General features: G+C 41.5%; 25 protein-coding genes and 2 pseudogenes. 11 read left to right on the forward strand and 16 right to left on the reverse strand.

Annotated features, from left to right (window positions below; translation table 11 throughout):
* The first annotated feature begins 122 nt into the window (after window positions 1–122).
* From LC605_RS04585 to LC605_RS04610, 6 genes and pseudogenes are all read left to right on the forward strand, one after another.
* Window positions 123–1,385: a glycoside hydrolase family 10 protein gene (locus tag LC605_RS04585; protein ID WP_229546389.1), complete on the forward strand. Its 1,263-nt coding sequence runs from the start codon at window positions 123–125 to the stop codon at window positions 1,383–1,385.
* A 186-nt stretch (window positions 1,386–1,571) separates the two neighbouring features.
* A complete protein-coding gene (locus tag LC605_RS04590; RefSeq protein WP_229546390.1) occupies window positions 1,572–2,054 on the forward strand; it encodes a transposase family protein in 483 nt (160 codons plus the stop codon).
* 336 nt (window positions 2,055–2,390) lie between these two features.
* Window positions 2,391–2,567 (forward strand): annotated as a pseudogene (locus LC605_RS04595) (transposase); the annotation flags it as partial.
* A 292-nt stretch (window positions 2,568–2,859) separates the two neighbouring features.
* Window positions 2,860–3,591, forward strand: coding sequence for an iron-containing redox enzyme family protein (locus tag LC605_RS04600; RefSeq protein ID WP_229546391.1), 732 nt, complete (start codon window positions 2,860–2,862; stop codon window positions 3,589–3,591).
* A 495-nt stretch (window positions 3,592–4,086) separates the two neighbouring features.
* Window positions 4,087–5,118, forward strand: a complete 1,032-nt coding sequence (locus LC605_RS04605; protein ID WP_229546392.1) for an acetylserotonin O-methyltransferase — start codon at window positions 4,087–4,089, stop codon at window positions 5,116–5,118.
* Window positions 5,119–5,266: 148 nt separating this feature from the next.
* The gene (locus LC605_RS04610) at window positions 5,267–5,443 is read left to right on the forward strand and encodes a bluetail domain-containing putative surface protein (RefSeq protein ID WP_229546393.1); all 177 of its coding nucleotides are present in this window, start codon (window positions 5,267–5,269) and stop codon (window positions 5,441–5,443) included.
* Between the two features lie 293 nt (window positions 5,444–5,736).
* On the opposite strand, the gene LC605_RS04615 is transcribed toward LC605_RS04610, so the two are convergent.
* From LC605_RS04615 to LC605_RS04630, 4 genes are all read right to left on the reverse strand, one after another.
* Window positions 5,737–7,218, reverse strand: a complete 1,482-nt coding sequence (locus tag LC605_RS04615) for a site-2 protease family protein (RefSeq protein ID WP_229546394.1) — start codon at window positions 7,216–7,218, stop codon at window positions 5,737–5,739.
* A 313-nt stretch (window positions 7,219–7,531) separates the two neighbouring features.
* Window positions 7,532–8,737: a bifunctional phosphopantothenoylcysteine decarboxylase/phosphopantothenate--cysteine ligase CoaBC gene (gene coaBC, locus LC605_RS04620; protein WP_229546395.1), complete on the reverse strand. Its 1,206-nt coding sequence runs from the start codon at window positions 8,735–8,737 to the stop codon at window positions 7,532–7,534.
* 287 nt (window positions 8,738–9,024) lie between these two features.
* A complete protein-coding gene (locus LC605_RS04625) occupies window positions 9,025–9,237 on the reverse strand; it encodes a DUF2555 domain-containing protein (RefSeq protein WP_190877921.1) in 213 nt (70 codons plus the stop codon).
* A 154-nt stretch (window positions 9,238–9,391) separates the two neighbouring features.
* A complete protein-coding gene (locus LC605_RS04630; protein WP_229546423.1) occupies window positions 9,392–9,997 on the reverse strand; it encodes an alpha/beta hydrolase in 606 nt (201 codons plus the stop codon).
* Between the two features lie 563 nt (window positions 9,998–10,560).
* On the opposite strand from LC605_RS04630, the gene LC605_RS04635 reads away from it, so the two are divergent.
* The 4 genes from LC605_RS04635 to LC605_RS04650 all read left to right on the forward strand — a co-directional run bounded on the left by LC605_RS04635 (window position 10,561) and on the right by LC605_RS04650 (window position 15,557).
* The gene (locus LC605_RS04635) at window positions 10,561–11,637 is read left to right on the forward strand and encodes an iron ABC transporter substrate-binding protein (protein ID WP_229546396.1); all 1,077 of its coding nucleotides are present in this window, start codon (window positions 10,561–10,563) and stop codon (window positions 11,635–11,637) included.
* Window positions 11,638–11,793: 156 nt separating this feature from the next.
* Window positions 11,794–12,804, forward strand: coding sequence for an iron ABC transporter substrate-binding protein (locus LC605_RS04640; RefSeq protein WP_229546397.1), 1,011 nt, complete (start codon window positions 11,794–11,796; stop codon window positions 12,802–12,804).
* Window positions 12,805–12,807: 3 nt separating this feature from the next.
* Entirely contained in the window at window positions 12,808–14,424 is a 1,617-nt protein-coding gene (locus LC605_RS04645) for an iron ABC transporter permease (RefSeq protein ID WP_229546398.1), read from the forward strand.
* Between the two features lie 92 nt (window positions 14,425–14,516).
* Window positions 14,517–15,557, forward strand: coding sequence for an ABC transporter ATP-binding protein (locus LC605_RS04650; RefSeq protein WP_229546399.1), 1,041 nt, complete (start codon window positions 14,517–14,519; stop codon window positions 15,555–15,557).
* A gap of 147 nt (window positions 15,558–15,704) precedes the next feature.
* On the opposite strand, the gene LC605_RS04655 is transcribed toward LC605_RS04650, so the two are convergent.
* From LC605_RS04655 to LC605_RS04670, 4 genes are all read right to left on the reverse strand, one after another.
* Window positions 15,705–16,211, reverse strand: coding sequence for a hypothetical protein (locus LC605_RS04655; protein WP_229546400.1), 507 nt, complete (start codon window positions 16,209–16,211; stop codon window positions 15,705–15,707).
* A gap of 248 nt (window positions 16,212–16,459) precedes the next feature.
* Window positions 16,460–16,720: a hypothetical protein gene (locus LC605_RS04660; RefSeq protein ID WP_229546401.1), complete on the reverse strand. Its 261-nt coding sequence runs from the start codon at window positions 16,718–16,720 to the stop codon at window positions 16,460–16,462.
* Window positions 16,708–17,154: a DUF488 family protein gene (locus LC605_RS04665; RefSeq protein WP_229546402.1), complete on the reverse strand. Its 447-nt coding sequence runs from the start codon at window positions 17,152–17,154 to the stop codon at window positions 16,708–16,710. The genes LC605_RS04660 and LC605_RS04665 overlap by 13 nt, the downstream gene beginning before the upstream one ends.
* Entirely contained in the window at window positions 17,147–17,806 is a 660-nt protein-coding gene (locus LC605_RS04670; protein WP_229546403.1) for a DUF488 family protein, read from the reverse strand. The genes LC605_RS04665 and LC605_RS04670 overlap by 8 nt, the downstream gene beginning before the upstream one ends.
* 399 nt (window positions 17,807–18,205) lie before the next feature.
* On the opposite strand from LC605_RS04670, the gene purH reads away from it, so the two are divergent.
* Window positions 18,206–19,726: a bifunctional phosphoribosylaminoimidazolecarboxamide formyltransferase/IMP cyclohydrolase gene (purH, locus tag LC605_RS04675; RefSeq protein ID WP_229546404.1), complete on the forward strand. Its 1,521-nt coding sequence runs from the start codon at window positions 18,206–18,208 to the stop codon at window positions 19,724–19,726.
* Window positions 19,727–20,611: 885 nt separating this feature from the next.
* Here purH and LC605_RS04680 read toward each other — a convergent pair.
* From LC605_RS04680 to LC605_RS04715, 8 genes and pseudogenes are all read right to left on the reverse strand, one after another.
* Entirely contained in the window at window positions 20,612–21,274 is a 663-nt protein-coding gene (locus LC605_RS04680) for a Na(+)/H(+) antiporter subunit B (protein ID WP_229546405.1), read from the reverse strand.
* Window positions 21,275–21,847, reverse strand: a complete 573-nt coding sequence (locus LC605_RS04685) for a DUF4040 domain-containing protein (RefSeq protein ID WP_229546406.1) — start codon at window positions 21,845–21,847, stop codon at window positions 21,275–21,277. It lies immediately after the preceding gene.
* Window positions 21,840–22,118 (reverse strand): monovalent cation/H(+) antiporter subunit G, encoded by a 279-nt coding sequence (locus LC605_RS04690; protein WP_229546407.1) that lies wholly within the window; start codon window positions 22,116–22,118, stop codon window positions 21,840–21,842. The genes LC605_RS04685 and LC605_RS04690 overlap by 8 nt, the downstream gene beginning before the upstream one ends.
* Window positions 22,119–22,261: 143 nt before the next feature.
* A pseudogene (iscB, locus tag LC605_RS04695) lies at window positions 22,262–23,546 on the reverse strand (RNA-guided endonuclease IscB).
* A 236-nt stretch (window positions 23,547–23,782) separates the two neighbouring features.
* Window positions 23,783–24,040 carry a hypothetical protein gene (locus LC605_RS04700; RefSeq protein ID WP_229546408.1) on the reverse strand — a complete coding sequence of 86 codons (258 nt, stop codon included), beginning with the start codon at window positions 24,038–24,040 and terminating at the stop codon, window positions 23,783–23,785.
* Window positions 24,037–24,426, reverse strand: coding sequence for a Na+/H+ antiporter subunit E (locus LC605_RS04705; protein ID WP_229546409.1), 390 nt, complete (start codon window positions 24,424–24,426; stop codon window positions 24,037–24,039). The genes LC605_RS04700 and LC605_RS04705 overlap by 4 nt, the downstream gene beginning before the upstream one ends.
* On the reverse strand, window positions 24,411–25,850 hold the full coding sequence (locus LC605_RS04710) for a cation:proton antiporter (RefSeq protein ID WP_229546410.1): 1,440 nt from the start codon (window positions 25,848–25,850) through the stop codon (window positions 24,411–24,413). Before LC605_RS04710 ends, LC605_RS04705 begins: the two co-directional genes overlap by 16 nt.
* Window positions 25,847–26,182 (reverse strand): cation:proton antiporter subunit C, encoded by a 336-nt coding sequence (locus LC605_RS04715; RefSeq protein ID WP_229546411.1) that lies wholly within the window; start codon window positions 26,180–26,182, stop codon window positions 25,847–25,849. The genes LC605_RS04710 and LC605_RS04715 overlap by 4 nt, the downstream gene beginning before the upstream one ends.
* Window positions 26,183–26,252 lie beyond the last annotated feature (70 nt).

Genomic DNA, 26,252 nt, shown 5'->3' on the forward strand with positions numbered 1-26,252 from the left:
ATTCTGGTTCCTGACTCATGAATTCTTTGTTGTTAATTATTTAAATAGGGATTGTTTTAGCGCTTACAATCGAAACGATCGCTATTCATACTGATTGTTCATAATTTGATGATTGTAGCCAAATGATCAAAACCTTTGTCAAGTGGTGTGTTGAGTTTCCTTCTTGGTGGAATATTCGCCAAAGCAGAAAGTCTCTTTTGTTTGTCGTTATGCTTACCTTGAGCGTAATAACTACGCTGATGCTATCGTTCCCTTTGAACGCTCAAATCAATCTGCCGCAAACGCCCGTATCGGAGTTAAGAGGGGTGTGGTTAACAAATATTGATAGTGATGTGTTATTTGAGCGCGATCGCCTCAAGGGATCTTTGCAACGCCTTGATGAACTCAACTTTAACACGATATATCCGGCGGTTTGGAATTGGGGATATACATTGTATCCTAGCAAAGTTGCAGCCAAAGTTATTGGGCGAGCGATCGATCCCACACCAGGACTCAAAGGGCGAGATATCCTCAAAGAAATTGTTGATGTGGGACATCAAAAAGGGTTAACGGTGATTCCCTGGTTTGAATTTGGCTTCATGGCGCCAGCAGATTCCCTATTAGCTAAAAATCGTCCCCAATGGCTGACCCTACGCAGCGATGGAACTCGGATTGTTAAAGAAGGGACACATAATCGCGTTTGGCTGAATCCCTTTCGCCCAGAAGTACAACAGTTTATCCAAGATTTAATCGTTGAAATTGTCAGAAACTACAATATTGATGGTATTCAATTTGATGACCATTTTGGTTTACCATCAGAATTAGGTTACGATGCCTATACAGTGGCACTTTACAAAAAAGAACACCGTGGTAAAGCTCCTTCCAAAAACTTTAAAGATCCAGAATGGGTGAGATGGAGAGCTAACAAAATTACCAAGTTTATGAAACGGGTATTTACAGCTATTAAAGCTACTAAAAAAGATTGCTTGGTTTCCGTTGCTCCTAACCCTCAACGTTTTTCCTACGACTTCTTTTTAGCAGACTGGCAAAAGTGGGAACGGCTGGGAATCATTGAAGATTTAGTTTTGCAGATATATCGAGATGATTTGAATGTCTTTGTCAGAGAATTAGAGTATCCAGAAGTGAAAGCAGCCAAGAGGCATATTCCAGTGAGTGTGGGCATTTTGGCTGGGTTGAAAAACCGAAGCGTACCGATGCAGCAAATTCAGACACAAGTGCAAAAAGTACGCGATCGCAATTTTGCTGGAGTCTCTTTCTTTTTCTATGAATCCCTCTGGAATATGAGCAAAGAAAAGCCCCAAGAGCGTCAAGCTGGCTTCCAGAAAATTTTCCCCACACCAACGCCTTACCCGAATTTGCTCACAGGTTGGAAACCGTTCAGTTAATTTTCCTCATTGGAGGATTCGTGAGAGGTAAAGACAAAATCATTTTTGCCAATTAGTAACTTTACTGAAAAATTCCTGGAACATTGAGTATTAAAAGGGAACAGGGAACAGGGAAATCCCGGTTCTTGCGTACTTAGCGTGCTAAAATTTGAATATATTAATTAATGTTTTTCATAAAAGTTAATTATGAAGAGAATCCTGACTCAACTCTTAAATTTGCCTGAAGTAATAGTAGAATCAAATCTACAAGAGGGTCAGACGTTAATTTTATCAGTAAGTAAAAAGGCGAAAAGCGCTGTGTGTCTACAGTGTGGTCAAAAGTCAGAAAAGTTACACCAAAATCAAAGATATTTAGTAAAAGATTTGCCGATGGGGGATAAAGAAGTAATATTAAATGTAAATAGACGAAGATTTAAGTGTAAAAAATGTCGAAAAACATTTAGTGAGGAGCTTGATTTTGTCGGAGCAAGAAAGAGATTTACACATAGATATGCAGAAAATATTGTTAAACAACTTATTAGTAGCAATGTTAGTAACGTTGCTAGAAATAATGGATTAACTGACGAAGAAGTTAATTCAATGCTTGAAGATGTAGCTGAAAATGTGATGTCAATAGATGTGAGCAATTTGAAGAGGTTAGGAATAGACGAAATTAGTTTGGTTAAATAACAAGGAAAATTTATTGTTGTGCTTGTAGATATAGATTCAGGTAAATTAATAGGACTAGTAAAAGAAAGAAAACAAATCGAAATAGAAAATGTTATGAAAAACTGGGGAGAAAAAGTTTTAGAGCAAATATAGGACTACTATTTGATTTCTGAACAGATACGTAGGGTGCGTTAGCGTTTCGCGTAACGCACCGAATCCTTAAGAATGGTGCGTTACGCTGTCGCTAACGCACCCTACAAATACTTAATGTTGTTCAAAAATCAAACCGGATTCCTATAGAAGAAGTTAGTATGGATCTGATCGGTAATTATAAAAATTTGGTGGAGAAGATATGCCCGGTGGTTTGGAGAGATAGTAGGATATTTTGAACGAAGAACTACCAGTGGAGTAGTAGAAGAAATAAATAATAAATTGAAGTTAATAAAGCGAAGTAGATTTTGATTTAGAAACTTTCGTAATTTTGAGATTATAGCTTTACTTTTTTGGCATTACCTTATTAATTTAGCACGTTAAGTACGCAAGAGCCGATAAATCAGCTACTAGTCAATGTTCGATTGTCCATCTTCTAATTTTTGTATATTGAATCAGTAATAAAAAATACATAATTTTACTGCAAAACTACGCTTTTGAAATCTATAGACTTTAATATAAGCTCTCTAAAAGTGATATTAATCCTAAGAAATTTTGGGCATAAAGTTCTGTTTTGTAAGCATTTTACGGCTCAGAAAGTTTAATCTGCCAATTTTTTGCTCATCCCCTTGGATTAAGAATTACTGAGATGTAAACACTTTACAAACCAAAAACAATGACAGTAGTACTTTCTTTAGAGAATAAAATTTACAATGATCTACATGAAATTTTATTAGAGATAATATCTACACAAGATTTATCTTCACATAGTTTTGTTCAGCGATTTGCAAATGGAGAATTTTCGCAAAATGCAATTCGTCAATTTGCAATCAAAATGTTACCTGGCTCAAATCGGTTCAACATGGCATTTTTGAAAGTCGCATCAAAGATGGATAGTTATCATGCTAGAACCATTATGCTAGAAAATGCTTTTACCGAGCATGGGGAACTTAATTCCGACTTAGCTCATGTCGCATTATTTATGCGTTTTATGAAAGGGATTGGCTGTCTGAAAATTGATATTAATGCTGATGATGGAGCGTTTCGTATTCCAGAATTACGTTTTAAAAAGTTTGAGGTTTGTGATGATGAGCCTATAGTTCGTTCATTAGGAAGGTTTGCTGCTATTGAGCAAGTACTACCTGCAATTTTTACAAAATATACCTTGGGATTACGCAAAATATTTCCAGGCATTGATGACTATACAATGGAATATTTTCATATTCATTGTCATTTAGATCCAGAACACACGGATGAGTTAATTCAAGTAGCTCTTATGCATACAAAGTCTGAGAAAGATTTTGCATTATTCCGTGAAGGAGTTCAAGATATGGTAAGTTCGATTGCTGATATGTTTTCGTGGTTAGACTCTAATTTGGAAAAAGAAGCTTCAGCTTCGCAAATTTAACACTTGATACAAGTAGGTGAACGGAAAAATTTACACCTATGTAACGAAATCTAAAACTGCTGTAATCTTATCACAGTTTGACTTTAGCGCTCTTAACCAGAACAAAACAAGTGTGCTTTATTTCCGCCCACTTACTTAGCTGTTCTAAATAAAAAGACTTAGACCCCCACCAACGCGTTCCACTAATTGGAATGTGCCATTCTAATTAGTCTGACTTTTCACGGTATCTGGAAAACCTCTCTTCTATTTCTCTCTTCCTTTAAGGAGACAGACTTTGAATTTTCCCCCTTCCCGACTAGGGGAAGGAGGTTAATAGTTAGCTTTTCCACATGACGTGAAAAGTTAGTCCAATTAGTGGGGGACTCAGACCTCCGGATTTTATCTAGAAGGGAACTCTTAACAGGTCGTTCCTCCCTGTTCCCTGTTGCCTGTTGCCTTCTTGTTGAAAGTTCGTAAACTACTGCAATATCTAAATTTTAACCATTCTTTAGATTAATGAATAATACTTCACAAGCTATTCATAAACTTCAAACGAATGAACGTTTACTATGGGATATTTTCTTAGGAGGATTTGGACATAATCTCCTTCTTATTGCTCACGATATCAAGCTCTTCTCACTTCTTGCTAATCAACCACTTACTGCCGTGGGAGTAGCTAAAGCTTTGAATATTCAAATTCGTCCTACTAATGCTTTGCTAACATTTTGTACTTCTGTAGGAATACTAAGTTTCAATGACAATTACTATTCTTTAACTCTTGTTGCAGAAGAATATTTACTAGAAAGTAGTCCAACATATTTTGGTGCTTTTTTGGAATTGAATATTGCTAATAATTCTACCTTGTCATTTGAGAAATTGAAAAATGCTGTACTTACAAATTCTTCTCAAGTATACGACAATGGCAAACTCTTCCAATCTCATGAAGAGGAAGTAAAACTTGCAAAAGCTTTTACTCATGCTATGCACGGACATAGCATGGGAGCAGCTCTAGCTTGGTCAAGTTCGATTGACCTATCAAAATATCAAGTTTTACTTGATATTGGTGGTGGTTCTGGAGCTCATGCAATTGCAGCAGCATTAAAGTGGTCAAATCTGCAATCAATTGTTTTGGATATGCCTCCAGTTTGCGAAGTCGCAAAGGAGTATATCGCTAGTTACGGTTTACAAAGTCGCGTTAAAACTTATGTTAGTAATATGTGGGATAACCCTTTTCCTGTAGCAGATATCCACTTCTATGCTGACATTTATCATGACTGGCCACCAGAGAAAGGACGCTTTTTAACTCAAAAGAGCTTCGATACTTTAGAATCTGGAGGAAGTATCATGATTCATGAAATGCTCTATAACGATGAAAAAACAGGTCCAGTTACTGTAGCTAACTACAATACAGCAATGCTTTTGTGGACAGAAGGTCAGCAGTATTCAGCTTTAGAAATATCAACCATGTTAAGTGAAGTTGGTTTTAATAATATTGAAATTAAACCGACCTTCGGTTACTGGAGTATTGTGACTGCTTGCAAACCTTAATGATCAGGATTTAATCCTCAGATAAATATTCATTACACCTAGCACTTTTAGCCGTGCCGGCGATAGCACTGCCACCACTTTAGTAAATTTAGTCAATCAGGTATTTACCGATGCTAATGGAGCCTCAACCGGAAATCAAGCTTTAGGGTTGAATGGTGCAGCCTTAGTCAAAATCACAAGTGGAGCGATCGCTGGAACTTACCTCGCAATCAACGATAGCACTGCTGGTTTTCAGTCCAGTAGTGATTTGTTAGTCAATTTAACAGGATTAACAGGTACTTTACCCGCGTTGGGAAATATTGCAGTCAGCAGTTTCTTTATTTAGCACCATTCGCCAGAGGTTAAGACAAAATCATTTTTGTCAATTAATAGACATCTGGTTAAAATGTAGAGACGTAGCAGTGCTACGTCTCTACAAGGGTTCTGGGTAACGCATATTTAATTTCTACCAGATGTCTAATAGTCATGCTGAAAATGTGCTGAAGTAGTGAGTATTTGATGTGACGCGTAGGCATCGCTAGCCCAAAAACTCTCTTGACTAGCTCGATTTTCAGCATAATTTTAAGTACTATTACTTATTGACAAAAGCTATATAGTCTTAACCTTTCACAAATAGCACTATCCTATTCCCAAACGCCCAGCCAAGCCGGGAGTTAGGGGTAGAAGAGTAGTAATCATCAAGAATAGAGCTAAAAGCCCCAAAGCGGCTCTAGCATCATCCGGTTCAGTGACTTCATTCAAGCTGGGGCGTTCTTGATCGCGTTGCAAAAAGAAAATCACGATCGCCCAGTACATGGCAATCATATTACCAAGGGACACTAGGGCCAGTAAAATTAAAGTTGCGATCGTTGCCCGTCCTGCGGTTTTGCGTCCATAAATCGCCTGAACAATGCGCCCACCATCTAGTTGTCCTGCTGGCATTAAGTTCAATGCGGTAATTACTAACCCCAACCAACCAATTATCACTAAGGGATGAACACTTACTAGGGAGGACTGCAACGCTGAACCAAGGACAACTCGCGCCAAACTTCCCACCAAAATCGACCCTTGGAAAAACTGATTTGGCAATTGGAATAAACTACCTGGGTGAGAAAGCAGTAAGCCCGTCACCAGCATTAACAAAGAAATGATCCCACCTACGGCTGGGCCTGCCAAAGCGATATCAAATAATACTTTGCGGTTGGGCAACAGAGACTCAAAGCGGGTAATTGCACCGAAGGAACCAATTTGCACAGCCGGCAGAAAGAAAGGCCAGCTAAGGCGAACTTGGTGACGCCGAGCAAGTAACCAATGACCAGTTTCGTGAGCTGCTAAAATCGTAAATATTCCAGCGCCTATAGGCAAAGCTTCTGTGAATCGCCCTGGATTGGCAAAGAAATCAAAATTCAGCAATAAGCCCGCAGCTTCTAAATTTGTGGCAATGGTTGCAATCAACAGAATACCTGCAAAGATTTTTTGCGATAACAACATCGGACGGGGATCATTGCGGCTGGGTAAGACAATCACCACCGGTCTACCGTCCGTATTTTCCACTAAAAACAGGCGATATTGATCATCGAGGCGTTGCTGTAAACTTGCAGTTAGACGGTTGTGAGTCTCTTCTGGTTCTCCCCGCAAATTACCTTTGAAAATGGCTCCATCTTGGTAGGCGATGGTTTCTGTAGCAAAAAATGTATCGATACCGAAAATACCTTTAATTGCATTCAAGTCATCTTCCGGTATTGGCGGGATCTCCGCTTTCAGTTGTGCTACTGCTAATTGTGGGGAATTTGCTTCAAGAGAGGAAGCAGCAGCGAGTCTTTCCGTTGCGCGTTGCTTGAGGATGGCATCTTGCCCAGCTGCGCGTAACTGTCTGCCCAAAAAGACGTACAATCCAGCAGAAGTAACCACTAAGAACAATATACCCGCTATATTGATGTAAATTCCTGCGGCAAACAATCCAAAAAACAGGAGCCAGGGAGTCATCAACACCACCGACTGTAACCAGGCTAAGATTCCCAGCTTACCAAAAGGTCTGGCGCGATAAAAGCCCCAGCCCAAAATGCCTAAAGCTACCAGTAGGATTGCCGCCAGGATAGAAGTTTCTGATAAAGTAAACATCTCCAAACCTTTGCTATTGAGACTGAGCCAGAACAAGTCCGGTATTGCAGATACACTTATTAATGTATAACGCCGCCTGTCGTCTGCCCAAATTATCCCGGTTTGCGTCGGCTAGCTTTCACGTTAAATTGACACCAATTGGTCAACTAAGTACATTGGTGCAAAAAAAGTCAAGTATGTTACGAAACATAAATAAGCTTAAAATCCTTACTAATGACCAATGACCAATGACAAATGACAAATGACAAATGACAAATGACCAATGACAAATGACAAATGACAGCCTTAGCCAGTTAACTTTAATTGCGCCAACCTACTTACTGACAAAATCAAATAATTGATGGGCCATTTCTAATTTATAACAAGGTGCGATCGCTAGCTGATTTCCTTGGCTATCTAAAAATATCCCTTGATTATGATCACTCCCAAAACCACTATCCGGTTGATCGATGGCATTGGCAACAATCGCATCGAGTTTTTTTCTCTGTAACTTTTCTAACGCTGGCTTGACAATATCTCCAGTTTGTGCAGCAAATCCAATTAAGATCTGATGCGGCTGTTTGAGTTGTGCTAACTGAGCAACGATATCCGGTACTGGTTCCAAGGGCAAGGCTTGGGGGAGCGATCGCTTGGGCAATTTTTCTGTACTATAATCTTTTGGCTTCACATCTGCTACGGCTGCTGACATCACAATTACATCAGCGTTGGGTAAACATTCCAGCATCGCGTGCTGCATTTGCTCGGCACTAACAACAGGAATCCCTTGCACTCCTAATGGTACATCCCAATTAGCTGGGCCATGTACCAGGATAACACTTGCGCCTCGATGAAGTGCGGCTTGCGCAATTCCTAATCCCATTTTACCTGTGGAAGGATTACCAATAAACCTCACTGGGTCAAGAAACTCTCGCGTTCCCCCAGCGCTAATTAACACTCGTTTACCAGCTAAATCTCGTTTACCTTGAGTGTGTAACAACGATTGGATGTGAGCCAAAATTTCTGGAGGTTCTGCTAATCTACCAGCACCGATGCGATCGCACGCTAATAACCCTGATGCTGTATTCATCCCATGATATCGGCTATCTGTCAATACCTGTTGCCAATTTCGCTGCACCGATTGCTGTTCCCACATATCCGTATTCATTGCGGGTGCTAACAGCACGGGACAAGTAGAAGCAAGCACGGTATTTGTGAGCAAATTATCAGCCATCCCGTAGGCTAACTTTGCTAATGTATTAGCTGTCAAGGGGGCAATTACCATGACATCAGCCCATTCACCCAACTCAATATGCAACGGACGAGAGTGAGTTGATTGCCAGAAATCATCATCTGTGTAGGCGCGATGACGAGATAGAGTGGCTATTGTCAGAGGCGTGATGAATTCTTGTGCCGAACGGGTGAGAATGACTCGAACCTCCACCCCAATTTGAAACAGCGTCGAAACCAACTCACAAATTTTATAGGCGGCGATACCGCCACCTACAGCAATTAGAACCCTGTTTAATTTTGGATTAGTCATGGTAAAAAGTTAGGAGTAAGTACTAACTCAGGAGCCAATACGGTTCGGTTAAGGTCCATAGGTCTTAAAGATCCCCCTTAGTCCCTCGATAAATTGGGGGAAATAGAGCCATTTTGAGCAAGCTTTTTAAGGGGGTTGGGGGAATCGGATAATATCCGAACCCTATTGACTTAAGAGCAACTAGTTAGGAATATTAATTTCTAACTCCAAACTCCTAACTCCTAACTCCTAACTCCTAACTCCTAACTCCAAACTCCAAACTCCAAACTCCTAACTCCTAACCTCAACTACGCTTCATCGTAGGGTTCCAAGTCTAAGAGGTAGATGTAGGGTTCAACTAACTCTGGACGCTGAAATGCGATCGCTCGCAATAGATGCCAATCATTTAAACCCTCGAAAGCATTGCTATAATTATCCAGTTCCAGACGTGTAGCTAGTTCTTCCACTTCTGCCGCAGTCATGGCAGCGATTTCTTTTTTGGAAATGCTTAGAGTTGTCATAATGCTCGCCCCTCCCTTATGCAGCACTCGCCTTCAGCCTGGGTTAAGTTGCGCTAAACGCACCCACCCAATATATATTACTCATTAGATGTCATTCATTTCGTGAAAATTGTCAGAATTTGTACCAGAATTTATAAAAAATTCGTAATCCTGACTAGCCAATTATATTTACAACGAAATTCCGTAGCACCTCTAAGGTTTGTGGATGTATTTCATGCCCCATATCAAATTCGTGGTATTCTACCGCCACTCCTAGAGACTTGAGAGTTTCTTGCGCCTTCAAGGCAGCTTGCAGGGGCACAACTTCATCATATCTACCGTGAGTAATTAAAGTTGGTGGAATCCCACTTTTAGCTGCCGTTAGTGCATCGGGATGTAAATAGCCACTCATAACAACTAAACCTGCTAAGGGCAATTTTGAGCCGACATCTAAAGTCATTGCTCCCCCTTGAGAAAATCCACTCAAAATGGTGCGTGATAAAGGTACGCCAGTGCTACTTTCTAAAGATTTCAAGAAATCTGTTAGCAGTTGCCGACTTTGTGCCAACCCTTGATACATATTCTCCACCCGCAGGTCATACCATGCCCTCCCTACAGGGGAATAGGGATAAGGAAAAGGTGCATCCGGTAATACAAACTGGTAATCAGGTAAGTTGAGCAAGGGTAATAAAGATGCTACATCCTCAGCATTCGCTCCCCAACCATGCAAAGTGACAATTAAGCCTGCGGGGGGTTGAGAAGTTTCTCTCTTAACGGTGATAACTTGTAAAGACAGAGGTTTACTCCTAAAATTCTAGGCTTTTCATAGATCCTATCTGCTTGCCCAAAGAATACCTAAGTAGGTCGGCGCAATTAAAGCTAACTGGCTAAGGCTGTCATTTGTCCTTTGTCCTTTGTCATTGGTCACTAGTAAAGATTTTAAGGCTATTTACGTTTCGTAACATACTTTGATTTTTTCGCGCCAACTTACTTACGTCGTTATGGCGCTAGCAAGCAAAGGCCAGATGAGAATTTTCTCTGAAAACATTTTTTCATCAATTTTTATACAAGAATAATTCCTATCTGTAAATGATTGCTTTTAGTCAGATTTTTTGATTTAATAAAAACTATTATCAATTATTTTTGAGATAATTATTGTAATTAATTGTCAATAATCTGGTAAATAATTTTTCTTAGAAAGAAGTGAATAGCGTCTTTCTAAGAAGAATTAGCAAAATACATTGGTCTGATTATACATCAGAATGTCACTAGGCAAGCCGACTCAATTAATAGTAATATATTTCAATAATCTGATAATAGTTTGTGTTCTACTGGAGAAAGCTTATGAAGCGCCGCAAATTTGTCTATATGGTGGGACTAGCATCTGCTAGTGGGGGATTAGCGATCGCTTGTAATCCTAATCAAACACCCACCGATACTGCCGAATCGCCACCAACGCAGTCTACACCAACTAGGGCTACTAGCAGTGCATTAGAAAAAGAGCTAGTAGTCTACTCCGGACGCAACCAAAAACTTATTGGCGAGCTTATTAAACAATTTGAGCAACAAACCAATACTAAAGTACAAGTCCGCTACGGCGATAGTGCTGAGTTAGCATCAGCAATTTTGGAAGAAGGGGTCAACAGTCCCGCAGATGTCTTCTTTGCCCAAGATGCGGGCGCCCTCGGAGCTATGGAAAAAGCAAATAGAGCAGTACAGTTACCAACATCTCTTCTGAATCAGGTAGATAGTAGCTACCGTTCACCAGAGGGGAAATGGCTAGGTATTACGGGGAGAGTGCGTACAGTAGATTACAACTCTAAATCCGTGAAGCCGAGTGAATTACCATCGTCGATTTTCGGCTTTACGGAACCAAAATGGAAAGGTAAAATCGGCTGGGCACCAACAAATGGTTCCTTTCAGTCTTTTGTCACCGCCTTGCGGGTTACAGAAGGAGAAGATAAAGCTAAGCAATGGTTAGAAGGTATTAAAGCTAACAATGCTAAAGTTTATCCTAATAATGCAGCGATCATAGAAGCCTTGTCTCGTGGCGAAATTGCTGTTGGATTTGTTAATCATTACTATCTGGAACGAGTCAAACAAGATAATCCTCAAGTTCCAGTGGAGCATCATTTTACCGATGATGTGGGTTCCTTAGTAAATGTCGCAGGTATAGTAATTCTCAACAGCGCCAAACATCCCAATATTGCTCAAAAGTTTGTCGAATTCATGCTGAACGAAAATGCCCAAAACTACTTTGCGAATAAAACCTATGAGTATCCTCTAACTTTGGCAGTTACACCCAAAGGGAAACTCAAATCTCTCGAACAAATTAAAAAACAAGCTCAAAAAATCGACTTGAGTAATCTTAGCGATTTAGAGGCAACACTCAAACTTATGCAGCAAGTACAAGTCATATAAGCTGCAATGTGCTGGGATTTATCTAGCAAGAGGAGCAAAAATCCCAAAATTTTGAGAAATTTTCTTGCTTACTAGTACACGTTAATGGTACAAATTGAGAATATGCCGGCTATTGCAAAAAATTCCTAGTAAAAATCAAAGTGGAGGATTAGTAGATTGAAAACTTTACCATTGCTGAAAGTTTCAGGATTAGCTCTAGCTATAACGCTCGGTTGGGGAATCGGAGTGGCTGTAGACGCTCAAACGAAAACCCTTGTGATCTATTCAGGGAGAGATGAAAAACTAATTGGCCCCTTAATTGAGAAAGCAAAAAAAGATTTAAATAAGGATATTCAAGTGCGTTATGGTAGTACTGCTGAGTTAGCGATCGCACTTTTGGAAGAAGGTCAAAATAGCCGTGCAGACTTGTTTTTCGCCCAAGACGCTGGTGCTTTAGGCAATTTGGAGAAAAAACAGGTGACACTCCCGATTCCTTCTAAACTGCTCGACAAAGTTGATGCTCGCTTTCGTTCTGCTAAGGGGTATTGGCTAGGAATTTCTGGGCGTGCCCGTGTAATTAGCTACAATACTAAATTAGTAAACCGAGGGGAACTACCGTTATTAGTTTCGCAGTTAACCCAACCAAAATGGCGGGGCAAAGTCGGCTGGGCACCAACTAACGCCTCCTTTCAGTCATTTATTACCGCAAAGCGAGTCTTAGAAGGGGATGGAACAACTCTCCAATGGCTCAAAGCGATGAAAGCTAATGGTGTCAAAGATTACGCTGGGAATTCTGCGATCGTCGAAGCCGTGGGACGTGGAGAAGTTTATCTTGGTTTAGTGAATAACTACTACTTGTATAACTTGAAAAAAAATGATCCAAACCTTCCTGTTGCCAACCACTATACAATCAAAGATGCAGGAGCAATGATTAACGTGGCAGGAGTGGCAATTACGAAAACTACAGATCAGAAAGCTGATGTTGAGGCTTTAATTGATTATCTGCTAAAACCGAGTTCGCAAAACTACTTTGCTCAAGAAACTAATGAATATCCTTTAGTAAAAGGAATACCAGCGCCATCCAACCAAATACCAATCAATAAGCTCAATCCACCTAATCTTAACCTGACAGATTTAGATGATTTACCAGGAACCTTGAACTTACTAAAGCAGGCAGGAGTTTTGTAACAGTTGAAAGCGGTTCGCCCTCCATTATTTCTCACATTAGCGGCAGGAGTAGTAGCAGTTGCCATTGCTCTGCCATTACTGTATTTAGTGATTCGCACCGCAGGTATTGGCGGGGAAGAGTTAAGTGAAGTGATTTCTCGTCCTCGCAATATCATGGTTTTTTTCAACAGTGCGGCAATGGCGGCAACGGTAACATTATTTTCCATATTAATTGCCGTACCGTTAGCATTTTTAACTGTGCGGACAGACTTACCAGGACGACGTTTTTGGTTAGTGGCGACAACATTACCCTTAGCGGTTCCTAGCTATGTAGGCAGTTTTGCGCTGATTGCAACTTTGGCACCACGGGGTAGTTTTTTGCAGTTGTTGCTTCAACCATTAGGAGTAAAAGAATTACCTTCTATTTATGGTTTTCCTGGGACAGTTTTGGCAATTACTTTGTTTACCTATCCCTATATGTTGCTGAGTATACGTTCTGCCTTGCAAGGTATTGATCCATCTTTGGAAGAAGCATCTCGTAGTTTAGGTTATGGTAGCAGAGAAACCTTTTTTAAGGTAGTTTTGCCACAGTTGAAACCATCAATAATTGCAGGTGGATTACTGGTATCTTTGTATGCTTTACGCGACTTTGGTACACCTTCACTGATGCAGTTTGATGCCTTTACACGGGCAATTTTTTTACAGTATAAAACTAGCTTTAATCGGAATTCAGCCGCAGCTTTATCTTTGATGTTGGTGACATTGGTGCTGCTGATTTTATGGTTGGAATATCGAATGCGATCGCGTGCAGCTTATTATAGTCGTGGTTCGGCTTCTCTACGTCCACCAAAAATTGTCAAATTGGGAATTTGGAAATGGCCAGCTTTGGGCTTTTGTCTATTGATTACTAGCTTCGGTGTAGTTTTGCCAGTAGGTATTACCTTATTTTGGCTGATTCGGGGACTTAACGGTGGGTACACTTTCCCCAACTTACTCCCCACCATTCTCAACTCGATTGGAGCGGCTGGACTGGCGGCTTTAGCTACCACCATATTTGCTTTGCCAGTAGCAATTTTAGCAGTCAGATTTCCGAGTAAAATCACTGCCATAATTGAACGCTGTTCTTACTTAGGTTTTGGAGTTCCAGGAATCGTGGTTGCTTTATCTTTGGTATTTTTTGGTGCAAACTATCTGTCACCACTTTACCAAACTATGCCGATGCTGATATTTGCTTATTTAGTTTTATTTTTACCGCAATCAGTAGGAACAGTCCGCAGTTCGCTTTTGCAAGTCAATCCCCAGCTAGAAGAATCAGCGCGTAGTTTAGGGAGGAATGGTTGGCAAACTTTAAGAGAAATTACCCTACCTCTGGTGCAACCGGGTGTGTTGAGTGGTGCAGTGCTGGTATTTTTAACAGCAATTAAAGAACTACCCGCCACTATGTTGTTAGCGCCTATTAGCTTTAATACCTTAGCAATGCAAATTTGGCAAGCCACAGAAAATGTAGATTTTGCAGATGCGGCGGCGGCTTCATTAGCGATGCTGTTGGTTTCTATGGGTTCAACTTTATTGGTGCTATCTCAAGAGAACGTCAAAAAAGAGCAAGTTTTGAAGGAGGTAGAAGGAGTAAATCACTTATAAGTAGGTCGGCGCAATTAAAGCTAACTGGTCAAGGCTGTCACTTGTACTGCCCTTCGACTATACTACTCTCCAGTCTCCACTCCCTACTCTCTATGCAACAAGTAATTCTAGATTTACAAAATGTCACCAAGCGGTTTGCAGAAAGTGCTTTTCCTGCTGTGGATAACGTATCTTTGACGTTGCAACAAGGAGATATATTGGGATTGCTCGGCCCTTCTGGTTGTGGTAAAACTACACTGTTGCGAATGATTGCTGGTTTTGAGCGATCGCAAGTAGGAGAAATTAAAATTGGTAAACAGATGGTTTGTAATAGTTCTACTTGCATCCCAGCCGAACAGCGCGACATCGGCGTTGTTTTTCAAGATTATGCACTGTTTCCCCATCTAAATGTGGCAGAAAATGTGGCCTTTGGGTTGAAACATTTCAGTAAACAGCAAATACAAAAACGGATAGCCGAAGTTATTACTTTGGTGAGACTCGAAGGCTTAGAAAAACGTTACCCTTACGAACTTTCTGGTGGACAACAGCAACGGGTTGCACTCGCCCGTGCTTTAGCACCCCAACCCCAACTCATGCTTTTGGATGAACCTTTGAGTAATCTTGATATTCAAGTTAGGTTGCGCTTGCGAGAAGAAGTGCGAGATATTCTGAAAGCGGCGGGTACTTCAGCAATTTTTGTTACCCACGACCAAGAAGAGGCATTAGCTATTTCAGATATAGTGGGTGTAATGCGCCAAGGACATTTAGAGCAACTAGGCACACCAGAAGAAATTTATACTCATCCAGCATCAAGATTTGTCGCCGAATTTGTCACTCAAGCTAATTTCGTTCCCGCCCGTCGTCAAGGTAATTTATGGGAAACAGAAATTGGCAGTTTTGAGTTAACATCAAACCACAGCGATGATACTGGTGAAATCATGATCCGCCAAGAAGATTTTATTTTAAAACCAGCCACAGATGCGCCAATAGTCGTCCGCACCCGCCGCTTTTTAGGACGCGAGTACCAGTATTGTTTGCAAACTCCCTCTGGTAAAGAACTCCATGCGCGGACGATGACAGATATGGCGTTACCTGTAGGTACAAGGGTGGAGTTATCTATAGTTAGTGATAGTGTAAAAGTTTTTCCGCAGTAGATTTTGGGTTCTGAAGCAATAACTAATCACTTTAATTTATTAGACATCTGGTGAAAATGAATTGTTTTGACGTAGCACTGCTACGTCTCTACAAAGGTTCTGGATAACGCATATTTAATTTCTACCAGATGTCTATTGATCATCTCATCAAAAGGGGAGATTATCAGAGTCATCAGGAATGGATTTAAGATAATTCAAGAATTGGGTTAATTCCTGCAAAGTCAACTGTTGGCGCGATCGCTTGTTAAAAGTTTGCTGCAAATACTTACGTCCTTGATCTACATCCCAACCTATTCGCTCTATTTCCTTATCTGTTTGACCAATTAAATCACTTTGTTGATTTGCATATTTAGAAAATTCTATCACACCCGCAATGAGTTTCCAGCAAGGAGGTTCACCTTCCCAATCATCATGTGCCCAAGGCATACCCAAGCTAACTGTCACTAAATAATCATTTGTGATTTGGTATCCCGTTTCTAGTTTTTCAATAAAAATAGGATCAGTAATTTTAGCATCTGTTAACTTTTGACCAGAAGCAGTTTCTAGTGAACCTTTCCACTGCTTGATTCCTTGAGACTGTACAGACAAATTGACAACATGAAGCAACTGTAGTGTACGTCTTTGCCGAAAAGGTAGGGATTGGAGTTCAGACACATTGACATATTTCTTGCGATTATGAAGAATGTAAGGATAGTTTCCACAATATTGAAATACATCAGTCGGTTTAGCTTTGCCTAATAGTCTCCATTCTCCTGATATAGGACTACTATTTGATTTCTGAACAGATACGTAGGGTGCGTTAGCGTTTCGCGTAACGCACCGAATCCTTAAGAATGGTGCGTTACGCTGTCGCTAACGCACCCTACAAATACTTAATGTTGTTCAAAAATCAAACCGGATTCCTATAGTATGGTTAAATTCTCACTTTCAAAGTCAAAGTTATTACCTTCATCCGCTAAAGGTATTTCTATAATGTCTAATAATTCTGGTTCTCTCCTTTCCACAAGTCGAACGTCTCTTGGGACTCGACCATCATCAGAATAACCGTCACGATCACATACTGGACGAATCCAATTACCAGTATCCAAATCAATGCCAGCAATGCAACGCTCCCCATTTTTCTTAGAATTGGCAAGACAAACAATTTGCTTCACAGATGGCATATTTTCACATTTCCCCACTTGCCATTTAAATATTCTGCCACTAAGCGACGATGACATTGATGTGGTTTAGCTTCACTACATAAAAGACATCCACCATCTAATATGTCTGGTTTAACTTTCTTCTCAATTTCTCGTTCAGTTATCAACTGGAGAAACTTCTGTTCATAAACTGCCCAATCACCTTTATTTTTCTTATACTCGTCTAAAATCTCTTTTGTAGGCGCTAGTTCAAGAATATGAGTATATTCAATATTCCCAATTTTTTGGAGAAAGTATTCTAAATCTGACTTTTTTGTAAATCCCGCCAATTGAGAGACATTATTCAATCGTGTATCTATAACTCGCTTGACTCCAGATTTAACGAGAGTTTCAAAGAATTTTTGGGCGGTTTTTTGCGTAAAGCCGATTGTGAATAAGTTAATGGAATTATTCATGTTCACTTCCTCTTTTTTCTACATAGGCAATTTCATCACCTTGCAATTTGTAGACTTCTTGGATAGATTCCTCTTTTGATAGCAAATTATCGGGCTGATTATTAGATGGAATATCACCAAAAAGAGATAACTGAACTGAAACTGGTGCAAGAGCTAATTTTTTTAACCCATGTTTAGCTAATAATCTGTCTTCCAGTTGATGATGTGATTCTAAATCGCCGTTACTTTTAATATGATTAATTGCTAAATTAGGCTCACCTCGCAAATGTTGACAAACCAAAATTGCCCGATGGCAAACAATTGGGTCTTTTTCTGAACACATGAGGGCAATTCTATAACGTTCTACACCTCTCAACACACGTTTAATGCCATCGCTGAATAACTGAGTAGCAGCAATCTTTTCATATACAGCTTTACCATCAACATAACACTCAGGATTTGCTGGTCTAGCCCCCAGTTCTTGCCCTAAAAATTCATAATGAATATCTGCGCTTAAGAGAGAGTCTTTAAGCAGTAAGCGATTAAAATGGGGTAAGTAACGACTATAGGGGTGCGATCGCACATCAGCAATAGCAGTTACATCATAGTTTTGCAAAAGCTCGATAAAAGCTTGAATGCTGTGATTGGAGTGACCAATAGTCAATAGTTCCATAACATAACACCATTGCTGATCTCATTATTAATAGCATAGCTTTTCCCATGTCTTTCAATTCAACTACCCCCAAGCATCATCGTCACAATATTTTACTCTTCATCTACTAGACATCTGGTGAAATTAAATATGCGTTACCCAGAACCCTTGTAGAGACGTAGCACTGCTACGTCTCTACACTCTTTTTCACTCCTATGTCTACTGTTATCTTTGCTAGCCCAAACTGTTCAATTACGGCTATATTCATTTTCAACTGGAGTTACGTAGAAGTTGGATATTCTTTTTATTACCACAATATTACCGTACTTCAGAATGATCGCCAAAAGTCTTGAAGTGAAGCAAGGCTTATGTAAAACTTGAGATCCTTCTGCTTCTAGCCTACTTTTAAGGAATTGATCAATGGCGCGTCTAGCCCTGCTGAGTGTATCTAACAAAACTGGTTTAATTGACTTAGCCCGTAGCTTAGTTGAAGAATTCGACTTTGATTTAATCAGCAGTGGGGGAACAGCCCAAGTACTCCTCGATGCGGGACTCCCGGTTACGAAGGTTGCAGATTACACTGGTTCTCCAGAAATTTTAGGTGGTAGAGTCAAAACCCTACATCCGCGAATTCATGGCGGAATTTTGGCGCGGCGAGATGTTCCTCAAGATATTACAGATTTAGAAAATAACCAAATTCGCCCGATTGATTTAGTGGTGGTGAATCTATATCCTTTTGAGGAAACGATCGCTAAATCAGGGGTAACATTATCCCAAGCGGTTGAGCAAATTGATATCGGTGGCCCTGCGATGCTAAGGGCATCATCGAAAAACTTCGCCCATCTTGCTGTATTATGCGATCCAGCACAGTATGGCGAGTATTTGCAGGAATTGCGGCAAAATAACGGCGTAGCATCCCTAGAGTTTCGCCAAAAGGCAGCATTAAAAGGATTTTCGCACACTGCTAGTTACGATCAAGCGATCGCCTCTTACCTCGCAGGAACACAGCAGTACACCCTTAGCGGTACACAACTGCAATCTCTGCGTTACGGCGAGAATCCCCATCAACCCGCTGCTTGGTATCAAACTGGTACTACTCCAACGGGATGGGCAGCCGCGACAAAACTACAAGGTAAAGAACTTAGTTACAATAACTTAGTTGATTTAGAAGCTGCACGCCGAATTATTGCTGAATTCACTGATACCCCAGCAGCTACAATTATCAAACATACAAATCCCTGTGGTACGGCACTAGGCAACACCATTGTGGAAGCATATCAAAAAGCTTTCAATGCTGACTCTGTTTCTGCTTTTGGTGGGATTGTCGCTCTCAATCGTCCGATTGATAATCATACAGCAACGGAGTTAACCAAAACATTTTTAGAATGTGTGGTTGCACCGAGTTGTGAAGCGGATGCTCAAGAAATTCTGGCTGCTAAATCGAAAGTACGGGTTTTGACTCTAGCTGATTTGAGCAGTGGCTCTAAGGATACAGCGAAAGCGATCGCAGGTGGTTTCCTTGTCCAAGCTAGCGATGACGTCATTGCTGATAGCAGTCAATGGCAAGTAGTCACTGAACGTCAACCAACCGCCGACGAATTAGCCGAATTGCTGTTTGCGTGGAAAGTTTGCAAACACGTTAAATCTAATGCCATTGTTGTGACAAGCGATCGCACTACACTAGGAGTAGGTGCTGGTCAAATGAACCGTGTCGGCTCAGTTAAAATTGCCCTAGAACAAGCTGGAGAAAAGACCAAAGGTGCAACTCTCGCCAGCGATGGATTCTTCCCCTTTGATGATTCAGTCAGAACAGCCGCAGCCGCAGGAATTACAGCCATTGTCCAACCAGGGGGAAGTTTGCGCGATCAAGATTCAATCAAAGCTGCTAACGAACTGGGTTTGGTGATGACCTTAACTGGTGTACGTCACTTTTTACACTAAATTATTGACGGTAAGGTGTGCAGTTTGGAAACTGTCCCTTAACATACTTGTCCTTTGATGGAAGCAGTGATATTATTTAATAGTGTGTGAGGAGCAAGTTAAAAAATAAGAAGCGTTTGGGGTGGAAACACGGCAACACTCCCAAACGCTTTTTAATTTGTCATGAAATTGGATTTTTTGTGCAGTTTTGAATATAGTTCAATACGCTTGGGTTAAGGCTAAAGCTGTTTGCCAAAGTCAATTTTTTTTACGTAGACGCAAACGCGAGTGCCTCTCGTTAGGGAAGGAAGAAGTAATTTAGATGCCTTTGCCCTGGAGTCTTACTCCCCAACGCTAGTAGGGAAGGGGCTGGGGGTTAGGTCAATACTACTTCTCTTAAGATACAAGGTTGGGTTGAGCAATGCGCATTGGTGTCAACTTAAGCCTGGGCGAATGGAATTCGCGGCTACACAAACAAAGTCCGCCTGCGCGGACTAAGAGAAAATTAATATTTTTAACCCGCGCAGGCGGGTTTCGTCTGTGTAGACGCGGTTTCTAACCGCCCTTTTAACGTTAAGTTGACACCTATGAGCAATGCGTTACCCAACAAACCCAGCTCTTAGGTTGGGTTTCGTTCCTCAAACGCCACGTGCTTCAAGTCGGGGAACCCGCCCAACGCAGTGGCTCCCCAACCTACTACACATTTTTTATTTTTTTGCCAAAACCTACGCAGTATTGGGGGTTAGGTCTGTATTCCATGCAATTGAGAACCGCTATAGTTGCTATTTGATAGAAGTAGTGATAGTATATAAGAGTGTGTGAGGAGCAAGCTAAGAATAAAAAATGCCTGGGGTGGAAACACGGCAACACTCCCAGGCATTTTTTGGTTTGTATATAGATTTGGGATTACAACAATCCCCGATAACGAATAAAAACCAAAATCACCGCCCACGACCCCAACGCAACTTTCACTGCAACTAGGATATTCAGCAAGGGGACAATCCCCCCACTGAAAAGTGCGCCCATCTCTCCGTGGGGTAACTCAATTCCAGCCAGAGTTATAGCCGCCAGTACAATGAAAACCAGAACCGAAACTTTCTCCCATATAGCGGCGTGGTAGCGCTGGTAAATCCCTTGCATCCACTCTGGTGAAGAGGTAATCGCAATCAACCCGATTGCTGTTCCACCCGCCACCCCGGACGCAAAACCACCGCCGGGACTGAGATGTCCCCGAATAGCTAGTTCGACACTTACCATCGTAGCAATAGTTGCTCCCAGACGCGCCAGGACAATGGATGGTTCATCGGTGAAACGATAGATGGCGCAGGACGGCTTTTCATTGGCTAACATAAAATTAGCTCCCATGATCGCGATCGTAAATACCACCACCTCGAAGATAGTGTCGTATAAACGATTCCTGAGAATAATGACTGTAACCGCATTGGGCATCCCACCATCTTTGACAACCGATTCAACAATCGAGAAATCCGGTACCACTGGCGCTGAGTTCGGCAAGATAAGCATTTTTACAAACAGCGCTATCCCTGCTGCAATGTAGATCCACTTCATTTATTTATGCTTCTCCCCTTCATCTGGTGTACTTACATAACTCAGGATTGTGGCTGGTGATGCAAGTTCGGTTTGCATTATTTCATAGATACGTTTTATCCTGATGGCGGTGTGATAAAACTGTTTTTCGTCCTCACTTGTCACCTGTTCTCGTCTGACACAGGTTGCATGGACTTCTTTATCCATCAGCGCCCGTTGCAAAGCTTGGGTATTTGGGTAGGGAACCAGTTCTAGACGCATCTGGCGTTTGCGAAAAATTGTGCGTAAGTCATCCATCAGTTGCCCAAAATGGTGTTCGTCATCTGCCTCGATCGCCTCGTTTTCAACCAAGCCAAGACGCATCACCAGGGATGAACGCACGGCGATCGCGTAAAGGGTAATTGCCAACATCGTACCCACCAATGCTTCGGTTAAAGCAACATCTGGCGCTCCCAAAACTGCATATACCATTGCTGCCACCGCTCCCAAGATACCGCGAATTACCAGTGCATGGTATGGATTGGCCTGAAATACCACCATAGACGCAGCCAACGGCAACAGGGCGATGATCACATAGAGATAGCTATCATTCATGGCTACCCTCGTTAGTAGAACAGTAAGCCAACACATACCCCAGTACTGTATTCCAGATGGCCAAGGAGATGAAAGCAAGGATGAGTAGCGGCCATTTGCTGGGTATCTTTAAGAGTAGCCCGACGATGATACTCATTGAGCCAAGGGTATCTGCAACCGAAAGACTATGGAGTTTGAACAATAGCGATCGCTTGCCCAGTATGGGAAAGGTTCCCCAAAACCAGAAGAAAAGTCCTAAACCTATGCAGGTATAACTGAAAAAGTCAATCATCTCAAACCTCCAGGAGACCCCCACCAAAACTGTACTCAGTTTGGTGGTGGGAGGAATGGAGGGTTAATTGTGAAACGTCCCTTAAATGATTTTGTGCGTTAGCTAAAACTTTGAGAGGGACAGTTGAGCAATTAATAAATCTTTTATTGTGCATATGAGTAACCGTCTTTCGCGTGAATACGTTTACAAAACTTGTGCGATATTCCTTGAACTAATCCATTTTTAGCAGAAGTATTGAAACTACCGGATGAACGAATAGCCACTTTCCCAACATAATTACCAATCTTTTTACCAGTGATGACAACTGCTTTTACGATGTCGCCAGTTTGAAAATTAAAGTGTATTTTTTCTCTTGGTACATGACGATTGGGAAATCCAAATTTGTCCGTTCTGCATGATTGTCTTGAACCGTGTCCGTTAGCTGTAATTAATAGAGTCTTGACGCATTTAATAATTAGTTTGGGTGTTGATTGACCAACACAAGCAGCATCAGAAAGAGTGACTTTTTTCTAATTTCTGTTGACTGCGATTAAACTTTGTTAGACCTCCTGAACCTGTTTCTACAGGTAATCCGGTTTCTTTTAAAATCCTAAATAAGCAAGAGCGAGTTGTGTTAACTGCGGCTGCATCTGCCAAGGGTCTTTTAGTTTGCGCCAAGATTTTTGTTAATTTGGATGGGTCTTTTTTCAGGAAATCTTTAATGTCTTTAGTTCCTTTTTTGGTGTTGCACTTTTCGCAACTTAAGGTGAGATTAGTAATTGAATTAGAACCTCCTTTAGCTCTGGGATGAATATGTTCTATCTGTAGTGGCACGTCTTTCACTCCACAATAAGCACATTGTCTGCCCCATTTTAAGAGTAGATATTCTCTCGTTTCGTAGCCTTGCAAAGTACCTTGTTGATACTCTTTCCCTTGAATTTCTGGGTTACGCATTAACTGCATATCAAAGCGTACTAATTCTTGACTGATAGCTGCAATTGGTGCAAGTTTGCGCAGTTTATTAACCCAGGTTTTAATATTTTCAACACGACTTTGTAAGCTTGGCGCTAACCATCCCTCTGGACGTGTTCTATTTAAAAATCTAGGTTGTCTGTAACGAGTAATTCTTGCCCGTCTACCACGTCTTAATTGTCGTCTAGATGTTAAAGCTTCTCTAATAGCAAAGCCGCGATGCTTTAATTCTGCTGCAAATACAACCTCTCCATTTGTTTCGTTGACTAATGCAATTCCTGTGAATTTTGCACCTGGATCAATCTTTAATCGCAGTGGTTGAACTGTTGAATCTGGTTGAGACTTTTTTAGAATAATTGTGAACGGAAAGCGGCGATAAATTGCTGCTTTTTTGTTTTGCAATAACTGTCTTGCCTGTGCTGGATGAATTGGGTCTAGTTGTATAAAGTTTGTGTCTAAAACAAATATTTTGGACATGAAGTCCCTCCTTTCGGGTAATGTTAGCCTGGACAATGATTTAAAGGCTTTTTACGCTAACAGCACTGACTCAAACCCAATGACTCTGTTTAACTGCTAACCTTAGAGCTACAAACTGGCTTCGTATTTGTAGGTAAGATGACCTGAAAATCGTAGTGATTTAACACTTAGTCGGGTAAACTCTGGGCGATTTATTGCCCCCACCATATTGCTCTTAGCAATTGGTGGTGGGTAGTTTACGCTTCATTCATTCGTTTGAGTACATGAGCCAGCAACATTAATCCAGCATTTCCCACACTGAGGATGATCACGCCGACAACCCCAATCATCCAATCATCACGCAAGAGGGATACGACCAGGATCATGATTGAAGTTTTGGTAGCAGCACTGCCAAATGCGAGCATTTTTTGCCAAATATCATCATCTTGCCATGCCTCATACATGGGGATGAGCAGTGCGAGAATCATTGCAATCAATACCAGATTCAGATTCATTCTTTTCTCCTTCGTCGCACCCAATGTACCTCGTACCAGCCTGCTTCGTGGTATTTCAAAACAACAGTCTTTGGTGTAAAGGTAATTAAGAATATATCCAGAAATATCAGCCCTGGTGTGCGTCCTGGTTTAACTTGTTCCATCGTTATATCTTCGTGGTTATGCGGGCGGAGGATCATTTCAAATGCCTCAACATACGCCTGGGGAATTGCCGCCATGATTTCACCCAGCACACGCACCCAATCTTTTAATGATTCCCTAGCTGTGTGACCACCGGGCAATAGAAGTGCGATGCTGATGCCAATGATGATATTTGCCACACTGAAATCGGCAGTGAGCAAAAACCAGATAGTCAGTCGCAATATTAGATTTAAATACCCAACCATGCAAATCCCTTCCAGAACAACAGGATTAAAATCAGACTCATGACACCGACCAAATGGTCAAATTGTTCAAGGACACGCGGTAACTTGATTATTGAATGTTTAAAAATCAGTAAGTACGCCAACCAGCCAACGCCGATGGTTGCCAGGGGTTTGATGATATTCGCAACGGTGTAGGCCTCGTAATACACAACATTAGCCAGAATTAGCCCACCGAGCAACAGAATCATGGCTGCCCAGAAACTAGGCTTTAAATCGGCTTTTCCTCCACGCGGCAGAAATATGAATTTGGCAAAGGATATTGCGGTTCCGAGGGCTGCAACATTCATTGCGATCGCTTGCCAAGGCAGTAAATTCTTTGTCGTCAATACTTTCGCCCCAAAGCCGGATAACAAGGGAAAGCCCGATATCGAGAAGCTGGCTATAACTAAGGCAATCCAAACCGGGGTAGCGATCGGTTGATGTTGCAGTTCCTTGAAATTGCGACTCGGTAAAGCCCCGGCAATTAGAAAAAGCGCCGATTTAACCAGTCCGTGCGTCAGCGCATAAAAACCACCCACGGACGGCGCAGCGAGGATAAAGCCCAACTGCGAAACTGTGTGAAACGCCAGCATCCGTTTGGTATCTTTTTCAAAGACTGCATAGAACACTCCCAGAAGCGCAGTGCCAACTCCGAAGATTCTCACGATTGGGTCAATCTCTTCTACCATCAACGCACACCGCACTAATGGATAGACACCAGCTTTTACCACAATTCCCGACAGCATCGCCGACACTGGCGTTTCCGATTCGGAGTGGGTCAAGGGCAACCATAATCCCGATACAAAAACTCCTCCTTTTGTCAAGAATCCCAAAAAAATCAGGGCAAGGGCCTCTGGAGGTGCTACGCGCAAACCTGCAAAACTAAATGAATGATGTGCCTGATAGACCAGCACCGACCCAACCAGATAAAAAAGCATTGCCACGTTGCTGATAAATAGATAGCGTAAGGCAACCCAAATCGACCGGTCAGTCCGGGGATAGGCAATCAATAGAAACGCGGCAATACCACTTACCTCTAACGCCACGTATAAACTAATTAAATCCGCACAGGCAAAGGCGGCATTGACACTGCCATGTAAAATGATCAGTTGTGCGTAAAAAAAAGCTGTCTTATCGCTGTACCAACAGTAGAGGATGACTGCTGCCGTCACCAGCCCATTAGTTAATATGAAGTAGCCGCTTAATTGATCAACTGTTAAGATAACGCCAAAATTATCTAGTAACTGTAGTGTCAGTGGCGACCCAGTGGCAAATAGCTGCAATGCATATCCCACCGAAGCCAAAGCCACGCACAGTGCGAGATATTTGTCAATTTTTGGCAGCAGATAAATGACAAACCCAAAAAACAACGGTAGTGCAATCCAGGCGATCGTAATGTTACTCATGGCGTATTATTCTTCTCGATTTCGTTGCTTTCCAAGGTCGGATTATCCCGTGCTAGCTTCATAACACCGACCAGCATTAACGCTTGAATCGAAAGTCCGATCACAATCGCCGTCAATATTACCGCCTGGGGAACCGGATCGGCGTATCTGACATTTTTGGCGTTGGAAATAATTGGTGTGAACAAGCCATCTCGTGATGCAATTACCACGTAATAGGCGATAACCCCGGTACTCATGACATCCATAGAGATGATCTTCATCACGAGGTTCTTTTTAAGGATGATGCCGAAAAATCCGCAAAATATTGTTGCGAATACGCACGCTTCTAACACGAGAATTAACTATTGGGTAAGGGTTAGCTGCTCAACTTTAAAAATTCACATAAGTTGCTTCGCGGTTGCA

This window comes from Nostoc sp. CHAB 5836 (assembly GCF_020829445.1).
Taxonomy (GTDB): domain Bacteria; phylum Cyanobacteriota; class Cyanobacteriia; order Cyanobacteriales; family Nostocaceae; genus Nostoc.

Excerpts from the sequence above, each read along its gene's own strand:
- LC605_RS04600 (WP_229546391.1), top strand. The coding sequence starts at position 2,860 with ATGACAGTAGTACTTTCTTTAGAGAATAAAATTTACAATGATCTACAT.
- LC605_RS04605 (WP_229546392.1), top strand. The coding sequence starts at position 4,087 with ATGAATAATACTTCACAAGCTATTCATAAACTTCAAACGAATGAACGT.
- LC605_RS04710 (WP_229546410.1), bottom strand. The coding sequence starts at position 25,850 with ATGAGTAACATTACGATCGCCTGGATTGCACTACCGTTGTTTTTTGGG.
- LC605_RS04670 (WP_229546403.1), bottom strand. The coding sequence starts at position 17,806 with ATGGAACTATTGACTATTGGTCACTCCAATCACAGCATTCAAGCTTTT.
- LC605_RS04590 (WP_229546390.1), top strand. The coding sequence starts at position 1,572 with ATGAAGAGAATCCTGACTCAACTCTTAAATTTGCCTGAAGTAATAGTA.
- coaBC (WP_229546395.1), bottom strand. The coding sequence starts at position 8,737 with ATGACTAATCCAAAATTAAACAGGGTTCTAATTGCTGTAGGTGGCGGT.
- LC605_RS04665 (WP_229546402.1), bottom strand. The coding sequence starts at position 17,154 with ATGAATAATTCCATTAACTTATTCACAATCGGCTTTACGCAAAAAACC.
- LC605_RS04690 (WP_229546407.1), bottom strand. The coding sequence starts at position 22,118 with ATGATTGACTTTTTCAGTTATACCTGCATAGGTTTAGGACTTTTCTTC.
- LC605_RS04585 (WP_229546389.1), top strand. The coding sequence starts at position 123 with ATGATCAAAACCTTTGTCAAGTGGTGTGTTGAGTTTCCTTCTTGGTGG.
- LC605_RS04635 (WP_229546396.1), top strand. The coding sequence starts at position 10,561 with ATGAAGCGCCGCAAATTTGTCTATATGGTGGGACTAGCATCTGCTAGT.
- LC605_RS04680 (WP_229546405.1), bottom strand. The coding sequence starts at position 21,274 with ATGAAGTGGATCTACATTGCAGCAGGGATAGCGCTGTTTGTAAAAATG.
- purH (WP_229546404.1), top strand. The coding sequence starts at position 18,206 with ATGGCGCGTCTAGCCCTGCTGAGTGTATCTAACAAAACTGGTTTAATT.
- LC605_RS04625 (WP_190877921.1), bottom strand. The coding sequence starts at position 9,237 with ATGACAACTCTAAGCATTTCCAAAAAAGAAATCGCTGCCATGACTGCG.
- LC605_RS04615 (WP_229546394.1), bottom strand. The coding sequence starts at position 7,218 with ATGTTTACTTTATCAGAAACTTCTATCCTGGCGGCAATCCTACTGGTA.
- LC605_RS04660 (WP_229546401.1), bottom strand. The coding sequence starts at position 16,720 with ATGCCATCTGTGAAGCAAATTGTTTGTCTTGCCAATTCTAAGAAAAAT.
- LC605_RS04705 (WP_229546409.1), bottom strand. The coding sequence starts at position 24,426 with ATGGTTGGGTATTTAAATCTAATATTGCGACTGACTATCTGGTTTTTG.
- LC605_RS04700 (WP_229546408.1), bottom strand. The coding sequence starts at position 24,040 with ATGAATCTGAATCTGGTATTGATTGCAATGATTCTCGCACTGCTCATC.
- LC605_RS04650 (WP_229546399.1), top strand. The coding sequence starts at position 14,517 with ATGCAACAAGTAATTCTAGATTTACAAAATGTCACCAAGCGGTTTGCA.
- LC605_RS04685 (WP_229546406.1), bottom strand. The coding sequence starts at position 21,847 with ATGAATGATAGCTATCTCTATGTGATCATCGCCCTGTTGCCGTTGGCT.